We start from the raw sequence: 16435 nt of genomic DNA on the forward strand, positions 1-16435 counted from the left end.
CGGCTCCGCCGCGAGCGAAGGCAACTCGCACAGGGCCACAGGCATGGGTCGGCCGGGAGTGGACAGCCGCCCGGTATCGGCTGAGGAGGCGTGATGAAAGCAGTCACCTGGCAGGGCCGCCGCACGATCGAGGTGGCGGATGTTCCGGATCCGCGGATCGTCGATCCCACGGACACCGTGATCGAAGTGACGACGACCGGCCTGTGCGGATCGGACCTCCATCTGTACGAGGTGCTCGGGCCGTTCCTGGACGCGGGGGACATCCTGGGACACGAGCCGATGGGAGTCGTCGCCGAGACGGGGCCCGGGGTCCGGGAACTGAAGGTCGGCGACCGGGTCGTCGTACCGTTCAACGTGTCCTGCGGGACCTGCTTCATGTGCGAGCGCGGCCTGCACTCGCAGTGCGAGACGACCCAGGTCCACGAGCACGGCCGCGGCGCGAGCCTGTTCGGGTACACCAAGCTCTACGGCCAGGTGCCCGGCGGACAGGCCGAGTACCTGCGCGTCCCCTTCGCCGACACCCTCCCGATCCGTGTTCCCGAGGGACCGCCGGACGAACGGTTCGTGTACCTGTCGGACGTCCTGCCGACCGCCTGGCAGGCCGTCGTCCACGCGGACGTCCCGCCCGGCGGCAGCGTCGCCGTCCTGGGCCTCGGGCCCATCGGCGACATGTGCACCCGCATCGCCGCCCATCGCGGGGCCGGCAAGGTGATCGGCATCGACCTGGTGCCCGAACGGCTCGCCCGCGCCGCCGGCCACGGCGTACAGGTCTACGACCTGTCCCACTACGCGGACCAGCTCGTCGACGCCGTCCGCGATGCCACCGGCGGCCGCGGCCCGGACGCCGTGATCGACGCCGTCGGCATGGAGGCCCACGGCAGCATCGGCGCCAGGGCCGCACAGACCGCGACCGGACTGCTCCCGGACGCCCTGGCCGCCGCGCTGGCGAAGAAGGCCGGCGTGGACAGCCTGGCAGCCCTGAAGACGGCCATCGACCTCGTACGCCGCGGCGGCACCCTCTCCCTTTCCGGCGTCTACGGCGGCGCGGCCGATCCGCTGCCGCTGCTCACGATGTTCGACAAGCAGATCCAGCTGCGCGTGGGACAGGCGAACGTCCGCCGGTGGGTCGGAGACCTGCTGCCCCTGCTGACCGACGCGGACCCCCTCGGCGTCGAAGGCTTCGCCACCCACCACCTGGCCCTGGACGACGCCCCGCGGGCGTACGCGGACTTCCAGGCCAAGCGCGACAACATGGTGAAGGTCCTCTTCCACCCCTGACGGCCGAGCCGGTGTTTCCGCACCCCCGCGGCGGGCAGGCGGCCGGGTATGGACCAGACGAGGACCACCGGCCCGTGCCGGCTGCTGCTGGTGCGGCACGCCAAGGCCGTACCGAAGGACCAGCCGATCGCCGACTTCGACCGTCCGCTGAGTTCCCGCGGGAAGGCCGACGCGCCCCGGACGGGCCACTGGCTCGCGGACCGCGGTCTCGCGCCCGCCCTGGTGCTGTGCTCCCCGTCCCGCAGGACGCGCCAGACCTGGCAGCTCGCGGTCGCCGCGCTGAAGGACCCGCCGCCCGCCGTGTACGACGAGCGGCTCTACGACGCGGCCCCGAGCATGCTGGTCACCGTACTGGCCGAGCGGGGGCGGGGTCTCGGCTCCCTGGCGCTGGTCGGCCACAACGCGGGCATCCACGAGCTGGCCGCCGGCCTGTGCGGGAGCGGCCCCCCGGACCTGCTGAAGCGGGTGCGGGCGGGATTCCCGACCTCGGGCGTGGTGGTGCTGGACGTGCCGGGCGGCTGGGAACGGCTGTCCCCGGGCAGCGGGATCCTGACGGCCGTCTGGTCCCCGGCCGACTGACCCCGGCGTCGCGCGCCGGCGCCCGCCCGTCGTACGGGCGTCAGCGGGTGAGGAAGCGGGTGGCGCCGACGTAGACGCGGCCGGTGGAACCGATGGGTTCCTCCCTGACGGGGTCACCCGTTCGAGGCGAGTTGATCATCATGGGTTCGCCGTTCCGCGTCCCCGAGTAGATGCCGACGTGGGTGACCTCGGTGCCGGTGGCCGGGCGGAAGGCGACGATGTCGCCAGGCCGGAGGTCCTCCGTACGGGTGATCCGCACCCCCGCTGCGGAGCCGGCGGGTACCTGCCCGCCGCCCGCGTCGAACTGCGGTTGGGCGTCCCTGGGGATCGTCACGCCGAGCGCGGAGTAGACCTGGCCGGTGAGGCCGGAGCAGTCGTAGCCGAATCCGGAGGCACCGGACCACAGGTAGGGCAGGCCCAGGAAGGCGCGTGCGGCGGCGACCACGTCCGCGCCGCTCGGTGCGGACGGCACCCTCGCCAGGTCGCCGGCCCGGAAGAACACCCGGCCCCCGCTGGGGGAGTGGGCGGTGACGACTCCGGGCAGCGGACCGGCCTCCACCGGGAAGGAGGTGTTGTACGAGTACTCGCCGACCCGCCCGGACCCGCGGCCGTCGAGTGCGGCCCGGGCGGTGGTGAAGCCCCGGGCGGTGGGGCGGACGACGCGTTCCTCGTGCGTGCCGCCGGGCGGGCGCCGGTGCTGCGAGGTCAGTTGGCGGTCGGGGATCCAGCCGGGGTAGGCGCCCCGTCCGGCCTGGTCCCTGGGGGTGGGCTGGCCGTGCACCCAGACGTGGTCCCAGCGCAGGCCGCCGTGCCACTCGCTGCGGTCGACGGTCACCCGGATGCCGTGGAGGGCCTGGGTCTCCCCGGCGACCTCACGACGCTCGTCCAGGGACATGCCGGCCAGCCAGCCGCGGACGTCAGCGGGGTTCGTGGTCGCCGGAGCGTCCACTGGACGAACCTGTCCGGGGCTGACCCAGACCTGGGCGACCGCCACGTCGACGTAGCAGGTCGGGGCGGCGTCGCAGGGGCGCCGCGCGGCGGTGGGGGCGTCGGGGACCGCGGCGGCCGGAGAGGTGAGGGCGAGGAACGCTGCGGCAGTGGCCGTCAGGACGGTCTTCACGGAATACATGCGTCGATCCTGTCCAGCAGGCCGCACCCGCGAACCCCACCGGCCCGGCGTGTCCCCCAACGGGGCGAGGAATCGGCTTGATGCCGACTGCCGACTGCCGACTGCCGACTGGCGACTGCCGACTTCCGGCACCCGTGGGGGCAACCCGCGCGAAAAGACGGCCCGCGGCCGTATTCCGGCGGACGAGGCTGCCCGCCGCCGGTGTCAGCCGGTCTTCAGGAGCTCGTCGACGGCATTCTTGGACAGCTCGACCCTCACCAGGGCGGCTGCCAGCCTCGGCATGGTTTCGGTGTCCACCAGGTGCGCGAGGGCTTCAGGGGATGTCGGGAGGCCGAGTTCGGAGGCGGCCTCGCGCGCGCGGTCGTCGAACGACGGGCAGAGCTCGGGCCATACGGCTTGGGCCTCGCGGCAGAAGATGTCGGCGCCCACCGGCCCGATCCGCGGGAACTCCCGCAGCAGCTCGCGGACCCGGCCGGGGTTGCCGTCGGCCGCGTCGCGGAGCCGGCGCAGGTCGCCGTGGTACCGGTCGAGGACGAGCTCCGCCGCGGCTCCCAGGGCGGTGGCCGTGCTCTCGTCGTAGCGGCGGTAGTGGGCGCGGCCGAGGGCGTCCACCCGGTCCTGCCAGGAGGAGTCCGCCATCGCCCGGGGCGTGCGCATTCCGGCTCCGAACAGCTCGCGGGCGGCGGCCACCGCGATGTCGGCCTTGATGCGTACGGAGAACAGCAGGCAGAGGGTGAGCAGCTGGTAGAGGGGCGCGGGCGTGTTCCGGAGCCTTATGCCGGCTTCCTCGGCGTGGGTCTGCCCGTACTGGTCCATCAGCCGTCGTACGGTCGCGTGTCGTTGCCGTGTCATGGTGTCGGGCTCCTTTCGTCACGGGCCAGTGAGGTGAGGAGGCCGCGGGCCTTTCGGAGGGAGCGGGGGCGCGGGGGGTCCTGCCAGGGGTCGTCCTTGAGCAGGCCGTCGACGGTGGCGAGGGTCCAGCGGCGGGCGGTGAGGTCCGGATCGTCGAGGTCGCTCCAGGCCAGCGGGGCCGCGATGGGGGCGCCGGGGCGGGCGCGGACGGCGTAGGGGGTGACGGCGGTCTGGGCGTACGCGTTGCGTTGGATGTCGAGGTAGAGGCGGCCGCGGCGGGTTTTCTTCCGGGCCTCGGTGGTGAACCGGTCGGGGTGGCGGGCGGCCAGGACGTCGGCGACACCGCGCGCGAAGGCGCGTACGTCGTCGAAGGACGCACGGCGGTCGAGGGCGACCACGACGTGGAGGCCGCGAGAGCCCGTGGCCATGAGCAGGGACGGCAGTTCCAGCTCGTCCAGGAGCTGGTGGAGGCCGAGCGCGGCGTCCCGCACCGCGGCGAAGTCTTCGCCGGCCGGGTCCAGGTCGAACACCAGCCGGTCCGGACGGTCGGGCCGGTCGGCCTTGGACAGGAAGCGGTGCGGTGTGGTGCACGCCTGGTCGGCGAGGTAGAGCAGGGTGGCGGTGTCGTCGCAGACCACGTAGGCGACGGTGCCGTCCTCCTTGGGCAGCTCGGCACGGTGGATCCAGTCCGGGAAGTGGTCCGGGGCGTCCTTCTGCATGAAGGCCGGGCCGTCGATCCCGTCGGGATGCCGTTCCAGCATGAGGGGCCGTCCGCGCAGGTGGGGCAGCATGCGCCGGGCGACCGTGCGGTAGTAGCAGGCGAGGTCGGCCTTGGTGATGCCGTCACCGGGGAAGAGGACCTTGTCCGGGCGGCTGATCTCGATGGCGCGGCGGCCGGTCCGTATGCGTTCCGGCGGCGTGGGCCGCTTCTTCGGGGTCATCGGTCACCCCCGTCGTGCGCGGGCGTCGGCGGCGACCTGGTTCAGGGTCCGGCCGGTGCGGACCGACCGCGCCCGTCGGGGGTCGGGCGTACGGGTGGAGGAAGCGCGCTCGTCGGCGTGCTTGACCAGCAGCCAGGCTTCCTTCCCGCCGTCCCGGGTATCGCGGATGCGGGTGAGCGAGTAGCCGCCGTGGAGCTTGCGGCCGTCGAGCCGGAACGAGGCGTGCCCCTGCTCCAGCGCCTCGCTGAGCGGGATCTCGCGGCCGTCGCGGCCGGTGGTGGCGTTGCGGTACGTCCCCTGGTCCCAGACGATCACCGTGCCGCCGCCGTACTGGCCTTCCGGAATCGTGCCCTCGAAGTCGCGGTAGGCCAGCGGATGGTCCTCGGTCGGTGTCGCGAAGCGCTTGTCGTGCGGGTCGCTGGAAGGCCCCTTGGGCACGGCGAAGGACTTCAGTACGCCGTCCGCTTCCAGCCGGAAGTCGAAGTGCATGCTGCGGGCGTCGTGGATCTGGACGACGAACGAGGGCAGCTCGTCGGACAGCTCTTCGAGCCGGCCCTCGGGCTCGGCCGTCTTGGAGAAGTCACGTCGCCGGTGGTAGCGGGCCAGCGATCGCCTGACCGTCATCGCACCCTCCTCACACCGTCGGGCAAAGGGGCCCCACCAACGCGGCTACCCGGCATTACCGTCGTCACCCGCAGCGGCCAGAACGCGGGGCGCGGGCCGCTTGGCGCCTCCGGCAGAGGGCAGGCGCGCAGGTACCGGGCCGCCGGGACCGGCCCCGTGGCCGATCGATTCCCGGGAGACACACCGTGACTCCCACGCACGGACGTGCTGGTGGCGGCACGGAAAGGCCGCGCCCGGATTCCGGTCTGGTGAAACCGGAATCGCAAATCGTACAATTCGGGCATGGAGTCGATGGAGCCTCGAACCAGCTGGACGTTCGTCACGAACCACGCCCGGATCCTCGCCATGATCCTCGGGGATCCGGAGACGCGGCTGCGGGACATGGCCGGCAACTGCCGGATCACCGAACGCGCGGCCCAGGCCATCGTTGCGGACCTGGAGAGTGCTGGATACCTCACCCGTGTGCGTAACGGCCGCCGCAACCATTACGAGGTCACGCCCGGAACGCTCTTCCGTCATCCGGCCGAGGGCCACCACAGGATCACGGATCTCCTGCAACTGCTGGTCGACCTGGGCCCACGGGCCGGGACGGCCGGACACCCCCCTACGGACGGGGTCCCCCGTGAGCGCGACCCACGCGGCTGATCCGCGAACCGCAGAGGGGGCCCGGTCCCGCCGCGCCCCTGCCAGCCAGTCCCTTTCCCCCACGTATCGGGGCAGTGAAGGAGGCAAGGCCATGACCCTCCACTCCGGAGGCCCGTCGGTCCCGGCGGAGGACGCCGGCGTTTTCGTTGCCCCGGCCTTCGAACCGGGGCCCCAGCGGGTGCTGGCCCGCTTGAGCGGTGAGATCGACCTGGACGACACCGCCGACCTGCGTCAAGACCTCGCCGTGGCCGAACGTCTGCTCACCGTCCGCGACCGGCCGGCGCCAAGCGTGCAGGGGTTCCAGGTGGAGACCAGGCGCTACGGGCCGACCGCACACCTCACCCCCGTCGGGGAACTCGACATGGACACCAGATCCGCTCTCGATGAGGTGCAGGCCCGTCTCGATGGGGTGGACGTGGTGGCCTGTGACATGCAGGACCTGACCTTCCTCGATGTGGTGGGCCTGCATGCCCTGCTCGACCTCGTCCGCCGCCTGGACGCGCGTGGCATTGCGTTCTTCGCCTACAACTGGCGGGCCCAGCCACGCCGGCTCCTGGACCTCGTCGACGGGTTGTACCCCGCCGCCGACACCGATGGGAGGCCCACCCGGCTGCTGCGCTGTCTGCAGGACTTCGCTTTCGCCGCCCGAGCGGCCGGAGCAGCCAGAGCCCGGAAGGAGGTCTCGCGTCGGGCCGTGTATCCGCCGGGTTAGATGCCGATGCCACGTCGTCACGCAGCGCCCGGACGCGGAGCGTGCAGACCGGACCGGTGGTCGGGCGACGCCGCACGAGGTCTTGCTCGCGGTGCCGGTCCATGGCCTGCTGGGCGAAGACCGGCCGGCGGCGCGCGTCCGTGCCGCCCGCCAGATCCGCGGCGAGAACCGGTGCCGTCAACGCCAGAGCGGACCGGCACGGGCCGTCGCCGAGCGTGTACTGGGCGCGTCAGTGCCAGCGGCCTGCCCTACCCCAGAGCGGCGTTCTCGCTGTCCAGCAGGTCCAGCAGCAGCGGCCGGTGAAGGGCGGCGACCGGCTCGAGCAGATCGGGGTGGCGCAGCAAGGGCGCGGCGTCGTGCTCGTGGTCGCCGGGGCGTGTGAGACGGGTGACCTCACCAGCCTGGCCACGGGAGACGCGGTGGTGGGCGTCGAGGGCGAGGACGGGGTCTGCGAGGAGGCAGGCAGCCCAACTGACAACGGTTTCGTCCACCCAGGTCCGCCAGCCGGTGTCGGCGGCGTCGCCGCCGTGATCGGCGCCGGTCACCCAGTCCAGCCGGGCGCTCCCGCCCGGGCCGAGGAGATGCAGCAGCTGTGCGTCGAGCGCGGTCGGGTGGCGCAGGGCCGCGGCGAGTGTGACGGCCTGCCTGGCCTGGGCCTCGGCCAGAGCCTGGCTGAAGGCGCCCGCGGCGGGTGGGAAGGCGGTCAGCAGCCAGCGGGTGCCTGCGGCTATGACGGGTGAGAGATCGGCGGACACGGCGGCTTCCTTGGGTGCATGCTCGCCCTGGCCCGTCCCGGGTCCGCGAGCTGCGGCGCGAAGCTGCTCTGCTCCGCTCGTGGCCGACCAGTGTAGGCGCGAACGGCGGACGTCCGGCATGACCCGCGTCACCGTCGGTCCAGGGGCGGCGGGCCCGGACGGCGAGCACGCCGGACCGCCGCCCAGGACGGGGTCAGGACCTGCCGCGGCCCGTCACGAAGTCGCGCGCCCGGTCCACCAGGCCGACGCCCGGTGCGAGGAGCTTGCTGGCCATCGGGGTGCTCGGTGCGGCGGGGTGCGGGCGAGTGGGCGCCATGGCCTTGGCACGACGGATCTTGTCACCGAGTTCGTCCAGCTGTTCAGCGGTGCAGGCTCTCTTCAGCATCGGGAAGAGATTGCTCTCCTCGTCCTGGACGTGGGCCGCGACCTCCTCCATGAGCTGCTGCAGGAGCGGGCTCATCTGCGCGTCGTCGGTACCCGTCTTCTCCAGCCGCTTGAGGATCTTCTCGACGCGGCCGTGGTCCTCGATCTCCTTGTCCGCCATCCGCCCGCCGCCCTCGACGTGCTCGCGTACCGCCGGGTAGAGGTACTGCTCCTCGGCGACCGAGTGCCGCACCAACTCGATGGTGATCTCGTCGACGAGATCGCGAAGCTCCTGCCCGGTACCGGGCATGGACTGGATCCGGGCAAACATCTCCTCCACCTCCCGGTGGTCGGCCATCAGCTCGTCGATCACATTTCCGCCGTGTCCCATGTCGCCTCCGTGTGTGGTCCGGGTTCGGGCCGGGTCCGTCCGGCCCGGACCCATCGGTTCCCCGCCGGACCTGGAGGCGCCCGGTCCCACGGGTCGTCTCACCCGCTCGGGGGAGGCAGCTGCCTGGCTCCGGGCCGCCGCGCGGCGGAGAAGGCGGGTGGTTCACTGCTTTCCGCTCCTGCCCGTCAGCAGCCGGTCGAGCGGCCAGGTCGTGATCAGCCGGTCCGTTCCCAGGCCGATCCGTGCCGCGCGCGCGTAACCCGTGCTCTGCCAGTGGAGCTGTTCGGGGGCGTGGGCGTCGGTGTCCACGGCGAAGAGGCTGCCCGCGGCGGCGGCCTGTGCGAGGAGGTCGTCCGGGGGGTCGCGTCGTTCGGGCCGGCAGTTGATCTCCACCGCGGTGCCGGCTTCCGCGCAGGCGCCGAAGACGGCCTCGGCGTCGAAGCGGGATTCCGGGCGCCCCCGGCCGGTGATGATCCGTCCCGTGCAGTGCCCCAGGACGTCGGCATGCGGGTTGCGTACGGCGGCCAGGAGGCGGGCGGTCATCGGTCCGGGTTCCGAGCGGAGCTTGGAGTGGACGGATGCCACGACGATGTCGAGCCGGCCGAGCAGCTCTTCGTCCTGGTCGAGTGAGCCGTCGTCGAGGATGTCGCACTCGATGCCGGTGAGCAGCCGGAATTCCGGGCCCGTCCTGGAGTTCACTGCGGCCACGGCCTCCAGTTGGCTTTCGAGCCGCTCGGGGCTCAGCCCGTGGGCGATCGTCAGCCGCGGCGAGTGATCGGTCAGGACGGCCCACTGGTGGCCCAGGGCGCGGGCCGCGGCGGCCATCTCCTCGATCGGGCTGCCGCCGTCGGACCAGTCGGAGTGCAGGTGGCAGTCCCCGGTGCTCGCGGCCGCGAGGTCCCAGCCGACGCGAGCGGCCGGGTCGGTTTCGGCCTCCAGGCGGGCGAGGTAGCCCGGCACCGCCCCGGCCGATGCCTGGGAGATCACCTCGGCGGTGACCGGGCCCACCCCGCGCAGCCGTTCGGCCTGCGCGGCGTCCACCTGTCCTGGTGGAAGGTCGCGGACGGCGTCGGCTGCCGTGTGGAAAGCCCGCACCCGGTACGGGGATGCCCCGCGCCATTCCAGGAGGAAGGCGATCCGGCGCAGGGCTTGGTCCGGGGTCACGGCAGAGGGGTTCCGCCGGTGGCGTTGACGATCTCACCGGTGATGTAGGAGGCCTGGTCGGAGGCGAGGAATACGTACGCGGGGGCCATCTCCGCCGGCTGCGCGGGCCGGCCCAGCGGAGACTGCTCGCCGAACTCCGTCGGGTCGGGCATCGTCGCCGGGATCAGAGGTGTCCAGACCGGCCCCGGCGCCACGGCGTTGACCCGGACACCGCGCTCGGCGAACATCTGGGCCAGGCTGTGGGTGAACGAGATGATCGCGGACTTGGTCATGGCGTAGTCGAGGAGGTGCGGGCTGGGCTGGTAGCCCTGCACGGAGGCGGTGTTGATCACGGAGGCGCCGCGCGGCATGTGGGCCAGCGCGGCTTTGGTGAGCCAGAACATGCCGTACAGGTTGGTCTTCATCACCCGGTCGAACTGCTCGGTGGTGATCGCCTCGATCCCGTCCGGCTGGGCCATCTGGTAGGCGGCGTTGTTGACGAGCAGGTCGATGCCGCCCAGTTCGCCCACTGTTCTGCCGACGAGGGCGGTGCACTCGCCTTCGTGCCGGATGTCGCAGGCGACGGCGACCGCTGAGCGGCCCGCGTCGCGGATCAGGCGGGCGGTCTCGTCGGCCTCGCCGGCTTCCTCGGGCAGATGGGTGAAGACGACGTCGGCGCCCTCCCGTGCGAAGGCCAGGCAGACGGCTCGGCCGATTCCGGAGTCCCCTCCGGTGACCAGCGCCTTGCGGCCGCGTAGCAGCCCGTGGCCTTCGTAGGTGTCCTCGCCGTGGTCGGGGCGGGGATCCATGGCCCCGGTCGAACCGGGGTGGTCCTGGTCCTGCTCGGGAAACGGGGGCCGGGGGTGCATCCCCACCGGATCGGTGAGGCGGGGGCGGTCGCGGTCCACGCCGGGCTTCGGCGCGGTCACGGCCGCCGGACGTCCGGCGGTCTGCCGCCCGATCTCCTCTGCCGCGGAACGGAGGCGCTCCTGATCGGCGGAGTCCACGATCACGTCGAAACCCCGCTCCGCAAGCTGCCGGGCGAGCTCGAACCCGATACCACCGGCAGCGCCGGTCACTACCGCACGTTCTCGGTTCTGGGTCATGTTCCGCGCCTACCCGTGCTGCGCAAACCATGCTTCCGTGGTCCCGCACCGTGTGGCCGGCGGGGCAGGGGCTTCGCCGCGGCCTCCAGGTGAGTGACGGTCTCGCTTCCGGCGGCGTGTGCGGGGCCGCGGCGGAGAGCACCGTGCGACGGTGCTTGGGCCTCTGCCAGTCCCTGCCCGCAGGAGTCGTCCCAGTGCTCGAACGCAAACAGCTCAAGGGCCGCACGCAGGTCACCTTCGTTCTTCCCGCCGCCGAGAAGTGACCGGGTCGCGGTTGTGGTCGGCCGGGGCCGGGCGCCCCTGGTGCGGGCTGCTCCTGGCGGCCGCGGTGGCGCTCGGAGCGACGGGGTGCGGAGGTCCGGCGGCACGGCAGGACGCCGCGGCCGCCGTGGGAGCCGCCTTCGAAGCCGCCGTGGCGGCCGGCGACCACGTCCGGGCCTGCGAGCTGCTGGCTCCGGAGACTCGTCAGCAGCTGGAGCAGGACGAGCAGAAGGCATGCCCCACCGCGTTCGCGTCGCAGGAGTTGCCGAGGGCGCGCGGGATCCAGGGCGTCGAGGCGTACGGACGTCAGGCGATGGTGCGGACGGAGGGCGACACCCTGTTCCTGTCGCTGTTCACCGCCGGCTGGAAAGTCGTGGCCGCCGGCTGCACACCGAGGCCCGACCAGCCCTACAACTGCCTGATCAAGGGGGCGTGAGGCATGCGGACCCTGTTCGTCACCACGCTGGTGGTCATCCTCGGCGGGCTCGGATACTTCATCACGATCGGGATGCTCCAGAGATGACCGACAGCCGCGAACCGCGCACGGGGTTCTGGCGGGAGAACAGCCTGACCCTCGCCTTCGGCATCGCCTTCCTCGTGGTGCTCGTCTGCCAGGCCATCGCCGGGCACGCCGAGTTCAAGGAGCAGATGACGGTCGAAGGCCTCCAGCCGCTCAGCTTCGGCGAGTACCTGATGTCCTCGGACTTCGCCGTGGACGTCACCGAGAACTGGCAGTCGGAGTTCCTCCAGTTCTTCCTCTACATCTTCGGCACCGTCTACCTCGTCCAGCGCGGCTCCCCTGAGTCCAAGAAGGTCCACAAAGCCGGTAACGAAAGTGAGCAGGAGCAGCGTATGGGTGACCATGCGCGCCCTGACTCGCCGCGCTGGGCGGGGACCAAGGACTGGCGCCAGACCCTCTACGCCCGCTCCCTCGCCACCGTCATGGGCACGCTGTTCGTCCTGTCCTGGCTGGCGCAGTCCATTACCGGCACCGCCGCCTACAACGACCAGCAGCTCCGCCGGCTCGAGGATCCCGTCAGCTGGGCCGGCTACGTGGCCACCCCCGACTTCTGGAACCGGACCCTGCAGAACTGGCAGTCCGAACTCCTCGCCGTCGCCGCCATGGTCGTCCTCTCCATCTACCTCCGCCAGCGCGGCTCCCCGGAGTCCAAACCGGTCGGCGCCGCCCACGACACCACCGGCGTCGAAGGCTGACCCCGCCTCGGCCGAAGGCGGCGTGTGCGGGGTTCGACGGAAGTCCGCAGACGGGCCCTTCAGTCGGGGCCGCTCCAGTCGAAGGGGAAGTACTTGCTCGACTTGCCGGTACGGTCCCAGGAGAAGCCGAACGCGTCGGCGCGGTCGATGGTGGCCCGCCCCCACGTGGCGATCTGGCCCGGCCCCACCTCGGAGCCCGGGGCGTTGAGGACCTGGACGCGTGCGCCGTCCGGGGTGGTCGGGCCGGTGAGCGCCTCGGCAGTCGCCGTGACACGGCCCGGGACCTCGGCCCGCCACGTGGCGAGGTCCTCGTCGACCTCCACGTGCACCGGGACGACGTCCATGCCCCGCATCTCGGGGTGGAACATCGTCACGAACTCCGCCGGCCATCCGCCCGCCTCGCCGCCGAAGACGGCCCCGAGCGCGGCCCGCTGCTGATCGTCGGCACGTTCGTCCAGGAAGACCGCGGCGTAGGGCTCGGTGTGCGTACCGGCCCACGGATTGCCTTCGAACGACGCGAGCATCAGGACATTGAGATCGTCGAGCCGTACGTCCCCGAAGTTGCCTTCCCGGATGTGCCAGGCCATGACGCCTTCGCAGTCGCCGTAGGTGGGGGGCTGCGCGAAGGTGCACGGGCACGGAATCGCGCACTTGCACACGTCGAACCAGTCGCCGGCCAGATGCCAGCGCGTGCCGGTGGCCTGCTGTGTCATGTCGCTTCCTCCAGCCGAGCTCCGGTGAGCTCACTCGGAGTGGCGAGACCGCGTGTCCCGAGCCCGTTCCCGGGATCGGAAAACGGTCTCCCTCCCAGCTTGCACCTGATGTCCCGGGCGGGAAACCGGCCGACGGCCACGGCGGACCACTGCAGCGAGGAGTTCGTGGCCGACGACGCCGTCGATGCCCTTCGGGACGTACATCCTGTGGCCACGACGGTGAGCAGGTTCATGCCCAGGGCTTCGACACCAAGGGGGATCTTTCCGGCGGCTGCGGTGGGAGCCCGCCGGCCGGGGCGGTCATGTTCGGTCCGCCGGTTCGACGGGCAGCTCGGACAGGCGCCACTCCAGCATGCCGTCATTGAGGCGGACCGCCCGGCGGCCGAGGCCGGTCAGCAGCCGCACCGCGTCGTAGGCGAGAACGCAGTATTCGCCGCGGCAGTAGACGACGATCTCGGTGTCTCCGGGAAGCTCCTCGATCCGGTCGGCCAGTTCGCCGACGGGGATGGAGAGCGCGCCCGGGATGTGCCCGGCCAGGTACTCCTCCACCGGCCGCACGTCGAGCACGACGACGTCCCCGGCCGCCGCGCGGGCACGCAGCTCCTCGTGGGTCACCTCCGTCGCGTCGTCCTCGCCGAGGTAGGCGTCGCGAGCGGCGGGGACGGCTGCCTGGTGGGTTTCGGCGACCTTGCGGAGCAGTGCGAACAGCTGGGCGACATCTTCGCCCGCGAGCCGGTAGTGGATGCGGACGCCCTCGCGGCGGGTGGCCACGAAGCCCGCCTGCTTGAGGGTCTGCAGATGCGCCGAGGCGGTCGTCAGGTTCAGCCCCGCGGCCTTCGCCAGCGCGTCGACGGTCCGCTCGCCCTGGGCGAGCAGATCGAGCAGCTCCAGACGCTTTCCGCTGGCCAGCGCCTTGCCGCTGGTCGCGAACGCGTCGTAGAGGGCGGCCTTCGTGCCGCTGGTGGTGGCATCCCGCATTGCTTCCTCCATAAATCCATGGATTATTGTAGATGAGGCCGGCGGCATGGCTGCCCGCTCAGCCCTCCCTATCGAAGGACATGCAGATGGGCTTCGCTGACGACCACCTCGTACCGCTGGTCGACCGCGGTCTGGGCAACAGCGCCTACCTCGTCGACCTGGGTGACGGCCGAGCCCTGGCCGTCGACGCCGGCCGTGACCTGCGCGCCCTGAACGCGGCAGCGCAGCGGCGTGGTCTCACGGTCGCCTTCGCGGCCGACACGCACCTGCACGCAGACTTCCTCTCCGGCGCTGTCCAGCTCGGCCACGACACCGGCGCCACGATCCTGGCCTCCGCCGCCGGTAACCGGGCGTTCGACCATTGCCGCCTCACGGACGGCGCCGAGGTCGACCTCGGCGGACTGACCCTGCGGGCGCTGGCGACCCCCGGCCACACCGACGAGCACTTGTCCTTCCTCCTGCTGGACGGCACCCGGGAGATCGGGGTGTTCACCGGCGGGTCGCTGATCGTGAACTCCGCCGCCCGCACCGATCTTCTGGGAGCGGCACGCACCGAGGAACTCGCCCGCGCCCAGCACCGTTCGCTGAAGCGGCTCGCCACGCTGCCCGACGAAACGGCGGTGTGGCCCACCCACGGCGCCGGCTCCTTCTGCTCGGCCCCGCCCGGTACCGAGCGCACCACCACCATCGGTGCCCAGAAGCAGGCCAACCCGCTGCTCGGCGCACCCGACGAGGACACCTTCGTGGCTCGGCTGATCGCGAGTCTGGGCAGCTACCCCGCGTACTTCGACCGGCTGGGAGAGACGAACCGCCGCGGACCGACGGTGCTGACCGCGCAGCCACTGCTGCCTGCCCTGTCCGCTCAGCAGGTGCGGGCCCTGTCGGCCGACGGCGGCCATGTCGTCGACGTACGCCCGGCCGCCGACTACGCCCGCGGTCACGTCCCCGGCTCCCTGTCGATCCCGCTGCGCGGCCAGTTCGCCACCTGGCTCGGCTGGCTCCTTCCCGACACCGTACCGCTCGCCTTCGTCGTGAACGGCGACCAGGACTTGGACGAGATCGTCTGGCAGGCATACAAGATTGGGTACGAGCGGCTCGCCGGCCGCCTCGCGGGCGGGATGACCGCGTGGCTCGCCGACGGCAACATGCAGACCACCACCGCGTTCGTCACGGCCGACCGGGCCGGGGACCGCCCGTACATCGACGTCCGACAGGAAGCGGAGTTCGCCGCCGGACACGTCCCGGGCGCCGTCCACGTCGAGCTGGGCGCCCTCGCCGTCGCTGCCGCCGACGCCCCGCAGGGCGCGGTCGTGGCCTGCGGCCATGGGGAGCGGGCCATGACCGCGGCCAGCCTCCTCGAACGCGCCGGCCACACCGACATCGCCGTCCTCGACGGTGGACCCGCCGACTACGCCGCCGCCCACGGCACGCAGCTCACCGAGGGCGCCAGCCCGTGAAGACCGCCCCCACCACACCGACCGACCCAGCCGTACGGCCCGTACGGCTGGGCCTGCGGGAGAACCGGCTCCAGTTCACCCTGCTGGTCGTCGTGAATATCTGCGTCGGCGGCCTGGTCGGCCTGGAACGCACTACCGTCCCGCTCATCGGCTCCGGGACGTTCGGCCTGACCAGCGATCTGGCCGTCTTCTCGTTCATCATCGCCTTCGGGATCACCAAGGCACTCACCAACCTCGCGGCCGGAGCCTTGACCGCCCGCTTCCGCCGCAAGCAGCTGCTGGTGGCCGGCTGGATGATCGGCATCCCCGTCCCGTTCGCGCTCGCGTACGCGCCCTCGTGGGGCTGGATCGTCGCCGTCAACGTCCTGCTCGGCCTCAACCAGGGCCTGACCTGGTCGATGACGGTCAACATGAAGATCGACCTCGTCGGCCCCTCCCGCAGAGGACTTGCCACCGGCCTGAACGAGGCCGCCGGCTACACTGCCGTCGGCGCGACCGCCCTGCTCACCGGTTACCTCGCCACCAGCTACGGCCTGCGCCCCGTGCCGGAACTCATCGGCATCGTCTTCGTGGTCGCGGGCCTCGCCCTCACCCTGGTCGTGCGCGACACCGCCGCCCACGTCGCCCTCGAACTGGCCCAACACGCCGAGCCCCTGCCCACCGATGAGGACACGGGCCTGAAGGCCACGTTCGCCCGCACCTCCTGGCGCGACCGCTCGCTGCGCGGCGCCAGCCAGGCCGGGCTGATCAACAACCTCAACGACGGTCTGACCTGGGGCGTCTTCCCCCTGCTGTTCACCGACCACGGCCTCGGGCTCGCCGCCGTCGGCCTGATCAAGGGCCTGTACCCGATTCTCTGGGGCATCGGCCAGATCCCCTCCGGGCACTTCGCCGACCGCATCGGCCGCAAACCCCTGATCGTGTACGGGATGCTCGTCCAGGCCGGCGGCTTCGTCCTCGCGCTCGTCCTGCTCGACCGGCCGCTGCTCGCCGGAATCCTGTCCGCCATCGCGCTGGGCCTGGGCACCGCCATGGTCTACCCGGCCCTCATCGCCTCCGTCTCCGACCACGCCCACCCCGCCTGGCGCGCCAACGCCCTCGGCACCTACCGCTTCTGGCGCGACATCGGCTACGCCGCCGGAGCCCTCGTCGCCGGCATCCTCGCCGACACCCTCGGTCTGGGTGCCACCGTCATCGCCGCCGCCGTCCTCACCGCTGCCTCCGGACTCCTCGCCGCCCGCTGGATCGCCGAGCGCGCGAGTCGCTGACCCGGTGGGCCACGAACTCTGCAGG

Annotated in this window: 18 protein-coding genes; 8 read left to right on the top strand and 10 right to left on the bottom strand. The window is 72.0% G+C overall.

Annotated features, from left to right (window positions below):
• The first annotated feature begins 93 nt into the window (after positions 1 to 93).
• Together ACZ518_RS09960 and ACZ518_RS09965 are read left to right on the top strand one after the other, a co-directional pair.
• On the top strand, positions 94 to 1278 hold the full coding sequence (locus tag ACZ518_RS09960) for an alcohol dehydrogenase catalytic domain-containing protein (RefSeq protein ID WP_469112527.1): 1185 nt from the start codon (positions 94 to 96) through the stop codon (positions 1276 to 1278).
• Between the two features lie 48 nt (positions 1279 to 1326).
• A complete protein-coding gene (locus tag ACZ518_RS09965) occupies positions 1327 to 1857 on the top strand; it encodes a SixA phosphatase family protein (RefSeq protein ID WP_469112528.1) in 531 nt (176 codons plus the stop codon).
• Positions 1858 to 1897: 40 nt separating this feature from the next.
• On the opposite strand, the gene ACZ518_RS09970 is transcribed toward ACZ518_RS09965, so the two are convergent.
• The 4 genes from ACZ518_RS09970 to ACZ518_RS09985 all read right to left on the bottom strand — a co-directional run bounded on the left by ACZ518_RS09970 (position 1898) and on the right by ACZ518_RS09985 (position 5403).
• Positions 1898 to 2986, bottom strand: a complete 1089-nt coding sequence (locus tag ACZ518_RS09970; RefSeq protein WP_469112529.1) for a C40 family peptidase — start codon at positions 2984 to 2986, stop codon at positions 1898 to 1900.
• Positions 2987 to 3190: 204 nt separating this feature from the next.
• Entirely contained in the window at positions 3191 to 3838 is a 648-nt protein-coding gene (locus tag ACZ518_RS09975) for an endonuclease (protein ID WP_469112530.1), read from the bottom strand.
• Positions 3835 to 4779: a non-homologous end-joining DNA ligase gene (gene ligD / locus ACZ518_RS09980; RefSeq protein WP_469112531.1), complete on the bottom strand. Its 945-nt coding sequence runs from the start codon at positions 4777 to 4779 to the stop codon at positions 3835 to 3837. The genes ACZ518_RS09975 and ligD overlap by 4 nt, the downstream gene beginning before the upstream one ends.
• Before the next feature lie 3 nt (positions 4780 to 4782).
• The gene (locus ACZ518_RS09985; RefSeq protein ID WP_469112532.1) at positions 4783 to 5403 is read right to left on the bottom strand and encodes a DNA polymerase ligase N-terminal domain-containing protein; all 621 of its coding nucleotides are present in this window, start codon (positions 5401 to 5403) and stop codon (positions 4783 to 4785) included.
• 282 nt (positions 5404 to 5685) lie between these two features.
• On the opposite strand from ACZ518_RS09985, the gene ACZ518_RS09990 reads away from it, so the two are divergent.
• Together ACZ518_RS09990 and ACZ518_RS09995 are read left to right on the top strand one after the other, a co-directional pair.
• On the top strand, positions 5686 to 6048 hold the full coding sequence (locus ACZ518_RS09990; RefSeq protein ID WP_469112533.1) for an ArsR family transcriptional regulator: 363 nt from the start codon (positions 5686 to 5688) through the stop codon (positions 6046 to 6048).
• A gap of 91 nt (positions 6049 to 6139) precedes the next feature.
• On the top strand, positions 6140 to 6760 hold the full coding sequence (locus ACZ518_RS09995; protein ID WP_469112534.1) for an STAS domain-containing protein: 621 nt from the start codon (positions 6140 to 6142) through the stop codon (positions 6758 to 6760).
• A gap of 248 nt (positions 6761 to 7008) precedes the next feature.
• On the opposite strand, the gene ACZ518_RS10000 is transcribed toward ACZ518_RS09995, so the two are convergent.
• From ACZ518_RS10000 to ACZ518_RS10015, 4 genes are all read right to left on the bottom strand, one after another.
• Complete coding sequence (locus ACZ518_RS10000; protein WP_469112535.1) at positions 7009 to 7515, bottom strand: hypothetical protein; 507 nt, start codon at positions 7513 to 7515, stop codon at positions 7009 to 7011.
• A gap of 193 nt (positions 7516 to 7708) precedes the next feature.
• Entirely contained in the window at positions 7709 to 8269 is a 561-nt protein-coding gene (locus ACZ518_RS10005; RefSeq protein WP_469112536.1) for a hemerythrin domain-containing protein, read from the bottom strand.
• A 162-nt stretch (positions 8270 to 8431) separates the two neighbouring features.
• The gene (locus ACZ518_RS10010; protein WP_469112537.1) at positions 8432 to 9433 is read right to left on the bottom strand and encodes a PHP domain-containing protein; all 1002 of its coding nucleotides are present in this window, start codon (positions 9431 to 9433) and stop codon (positions 8432 to 8434) included.
• Positions 9430 to 10518, bottom strand: coding sequence for an SDR family oxidoreductase (locus tag ACZ518_RS10015; RefSeq protein ID WP_469112538.1), 1089 nt, complete (start codon positions 10516 to 10518; stop codon positions 9430 to 9432). Before ACZ518_RS10015 ends, ACZ518_RS10010 begins: the two co-directional genes overlap by 4 nt.
• Before the next feature lie 388 nt (positions 10519 to 10906).
• Between ACZ518_RS10015 and ACZ518_RS10020 the strand changes: the two genes are divergently transcribed.
• Positions 10907 to 11215: a hypothetical protein gene (locus ACZ518_RS10020; protein ID WP_469112539.1), complete on the top strand. Its 309-nt coding sequence runs from the start codon at positions 10907 to 10909 to the stop codon at positions 11213 to 11215.
• Positions 11216 to 11298: 83 nt separating this feature from the next.
• Positions 11299 to 11994: a DUF6766 family protein gene (locus ACZ518_RS10025; RefSeq protein WP_469112540.1), complete on the top strand. Its 696-nt coding sequence runs from the start codon at positions 11299 to 11301 to the stop codon at positions 11992 to 11994.
• A gap of 59 nt (positions 11995 to 12053) precedes the next feature.
• Here ACZ518_RS10025 and ACZ518_RS10030 read toward each other — a convergent pair whose 3' ends face one another.
• Positions 12054 to 12707, bottom strand: a complete 654-nt coding sequence (locus tag ACZ518_RS10030; RefSeq protein WP_469112541.1) for a DUF1326 domain-containing protein — start codon at positions 12705 to 12707, stop codon at positions 12054 to 12056.
• 300 nt (positions 12708 to 13007) lie between these two features.
• Positions 13008 to 13685: an ArsR/SmtB family transcription factor gene (locus tag ACZ518_RS10035; protein ID WP_469112542.1), complete on the bottom strand. Its 678-nt coding sequence runs from the start codon at positions 13683 to 13685 to the stop codon at positions 13008 to 13010.
• Positions 13686 to 13771: 86 nt separating this feature from the next.
• Between ACZ518_RS10035 and ACZ518_RS10040 the strand changes: the two genes are divergently transcribed.
• Both ACZ518_RS10040 and ACZ518_RS10045 read left to right on the top strand, forming a co-directional pair.
• Positions 13772 to 15142 carry an MBL fold metallo-hydrolase gene (locus ACZ518_RS10040; protein WP_469112543.1) on the top strand — a complete coding sequence of 457 codons (1371 nt, stop codon included), beginning with the start codon at positions 13772 to 13774 and terminating at the stop codon, positions 15140 to 15142.
• Complete coding sequence (locus ACZ518_RS10045) at positions 15139 to 16410, top strand: MFS transporter (RefSeq protein WP_469112544.1); 1272 nt, start codon at positions 15139 to 15141, stop codon at positions 16408 to 16410. The genes ACZ518_RS10040 and ACZ518_RS10045 overlap by 4 nt, the downstream gene beginning before the upstream one ends.
• Positions 16411 to 16435 lie beyond the last annotated feature (25 nt).

The sequence above is a fragment of the Streptomyces sp. NPDC033966 genome, from assembly GCF_055575955.1.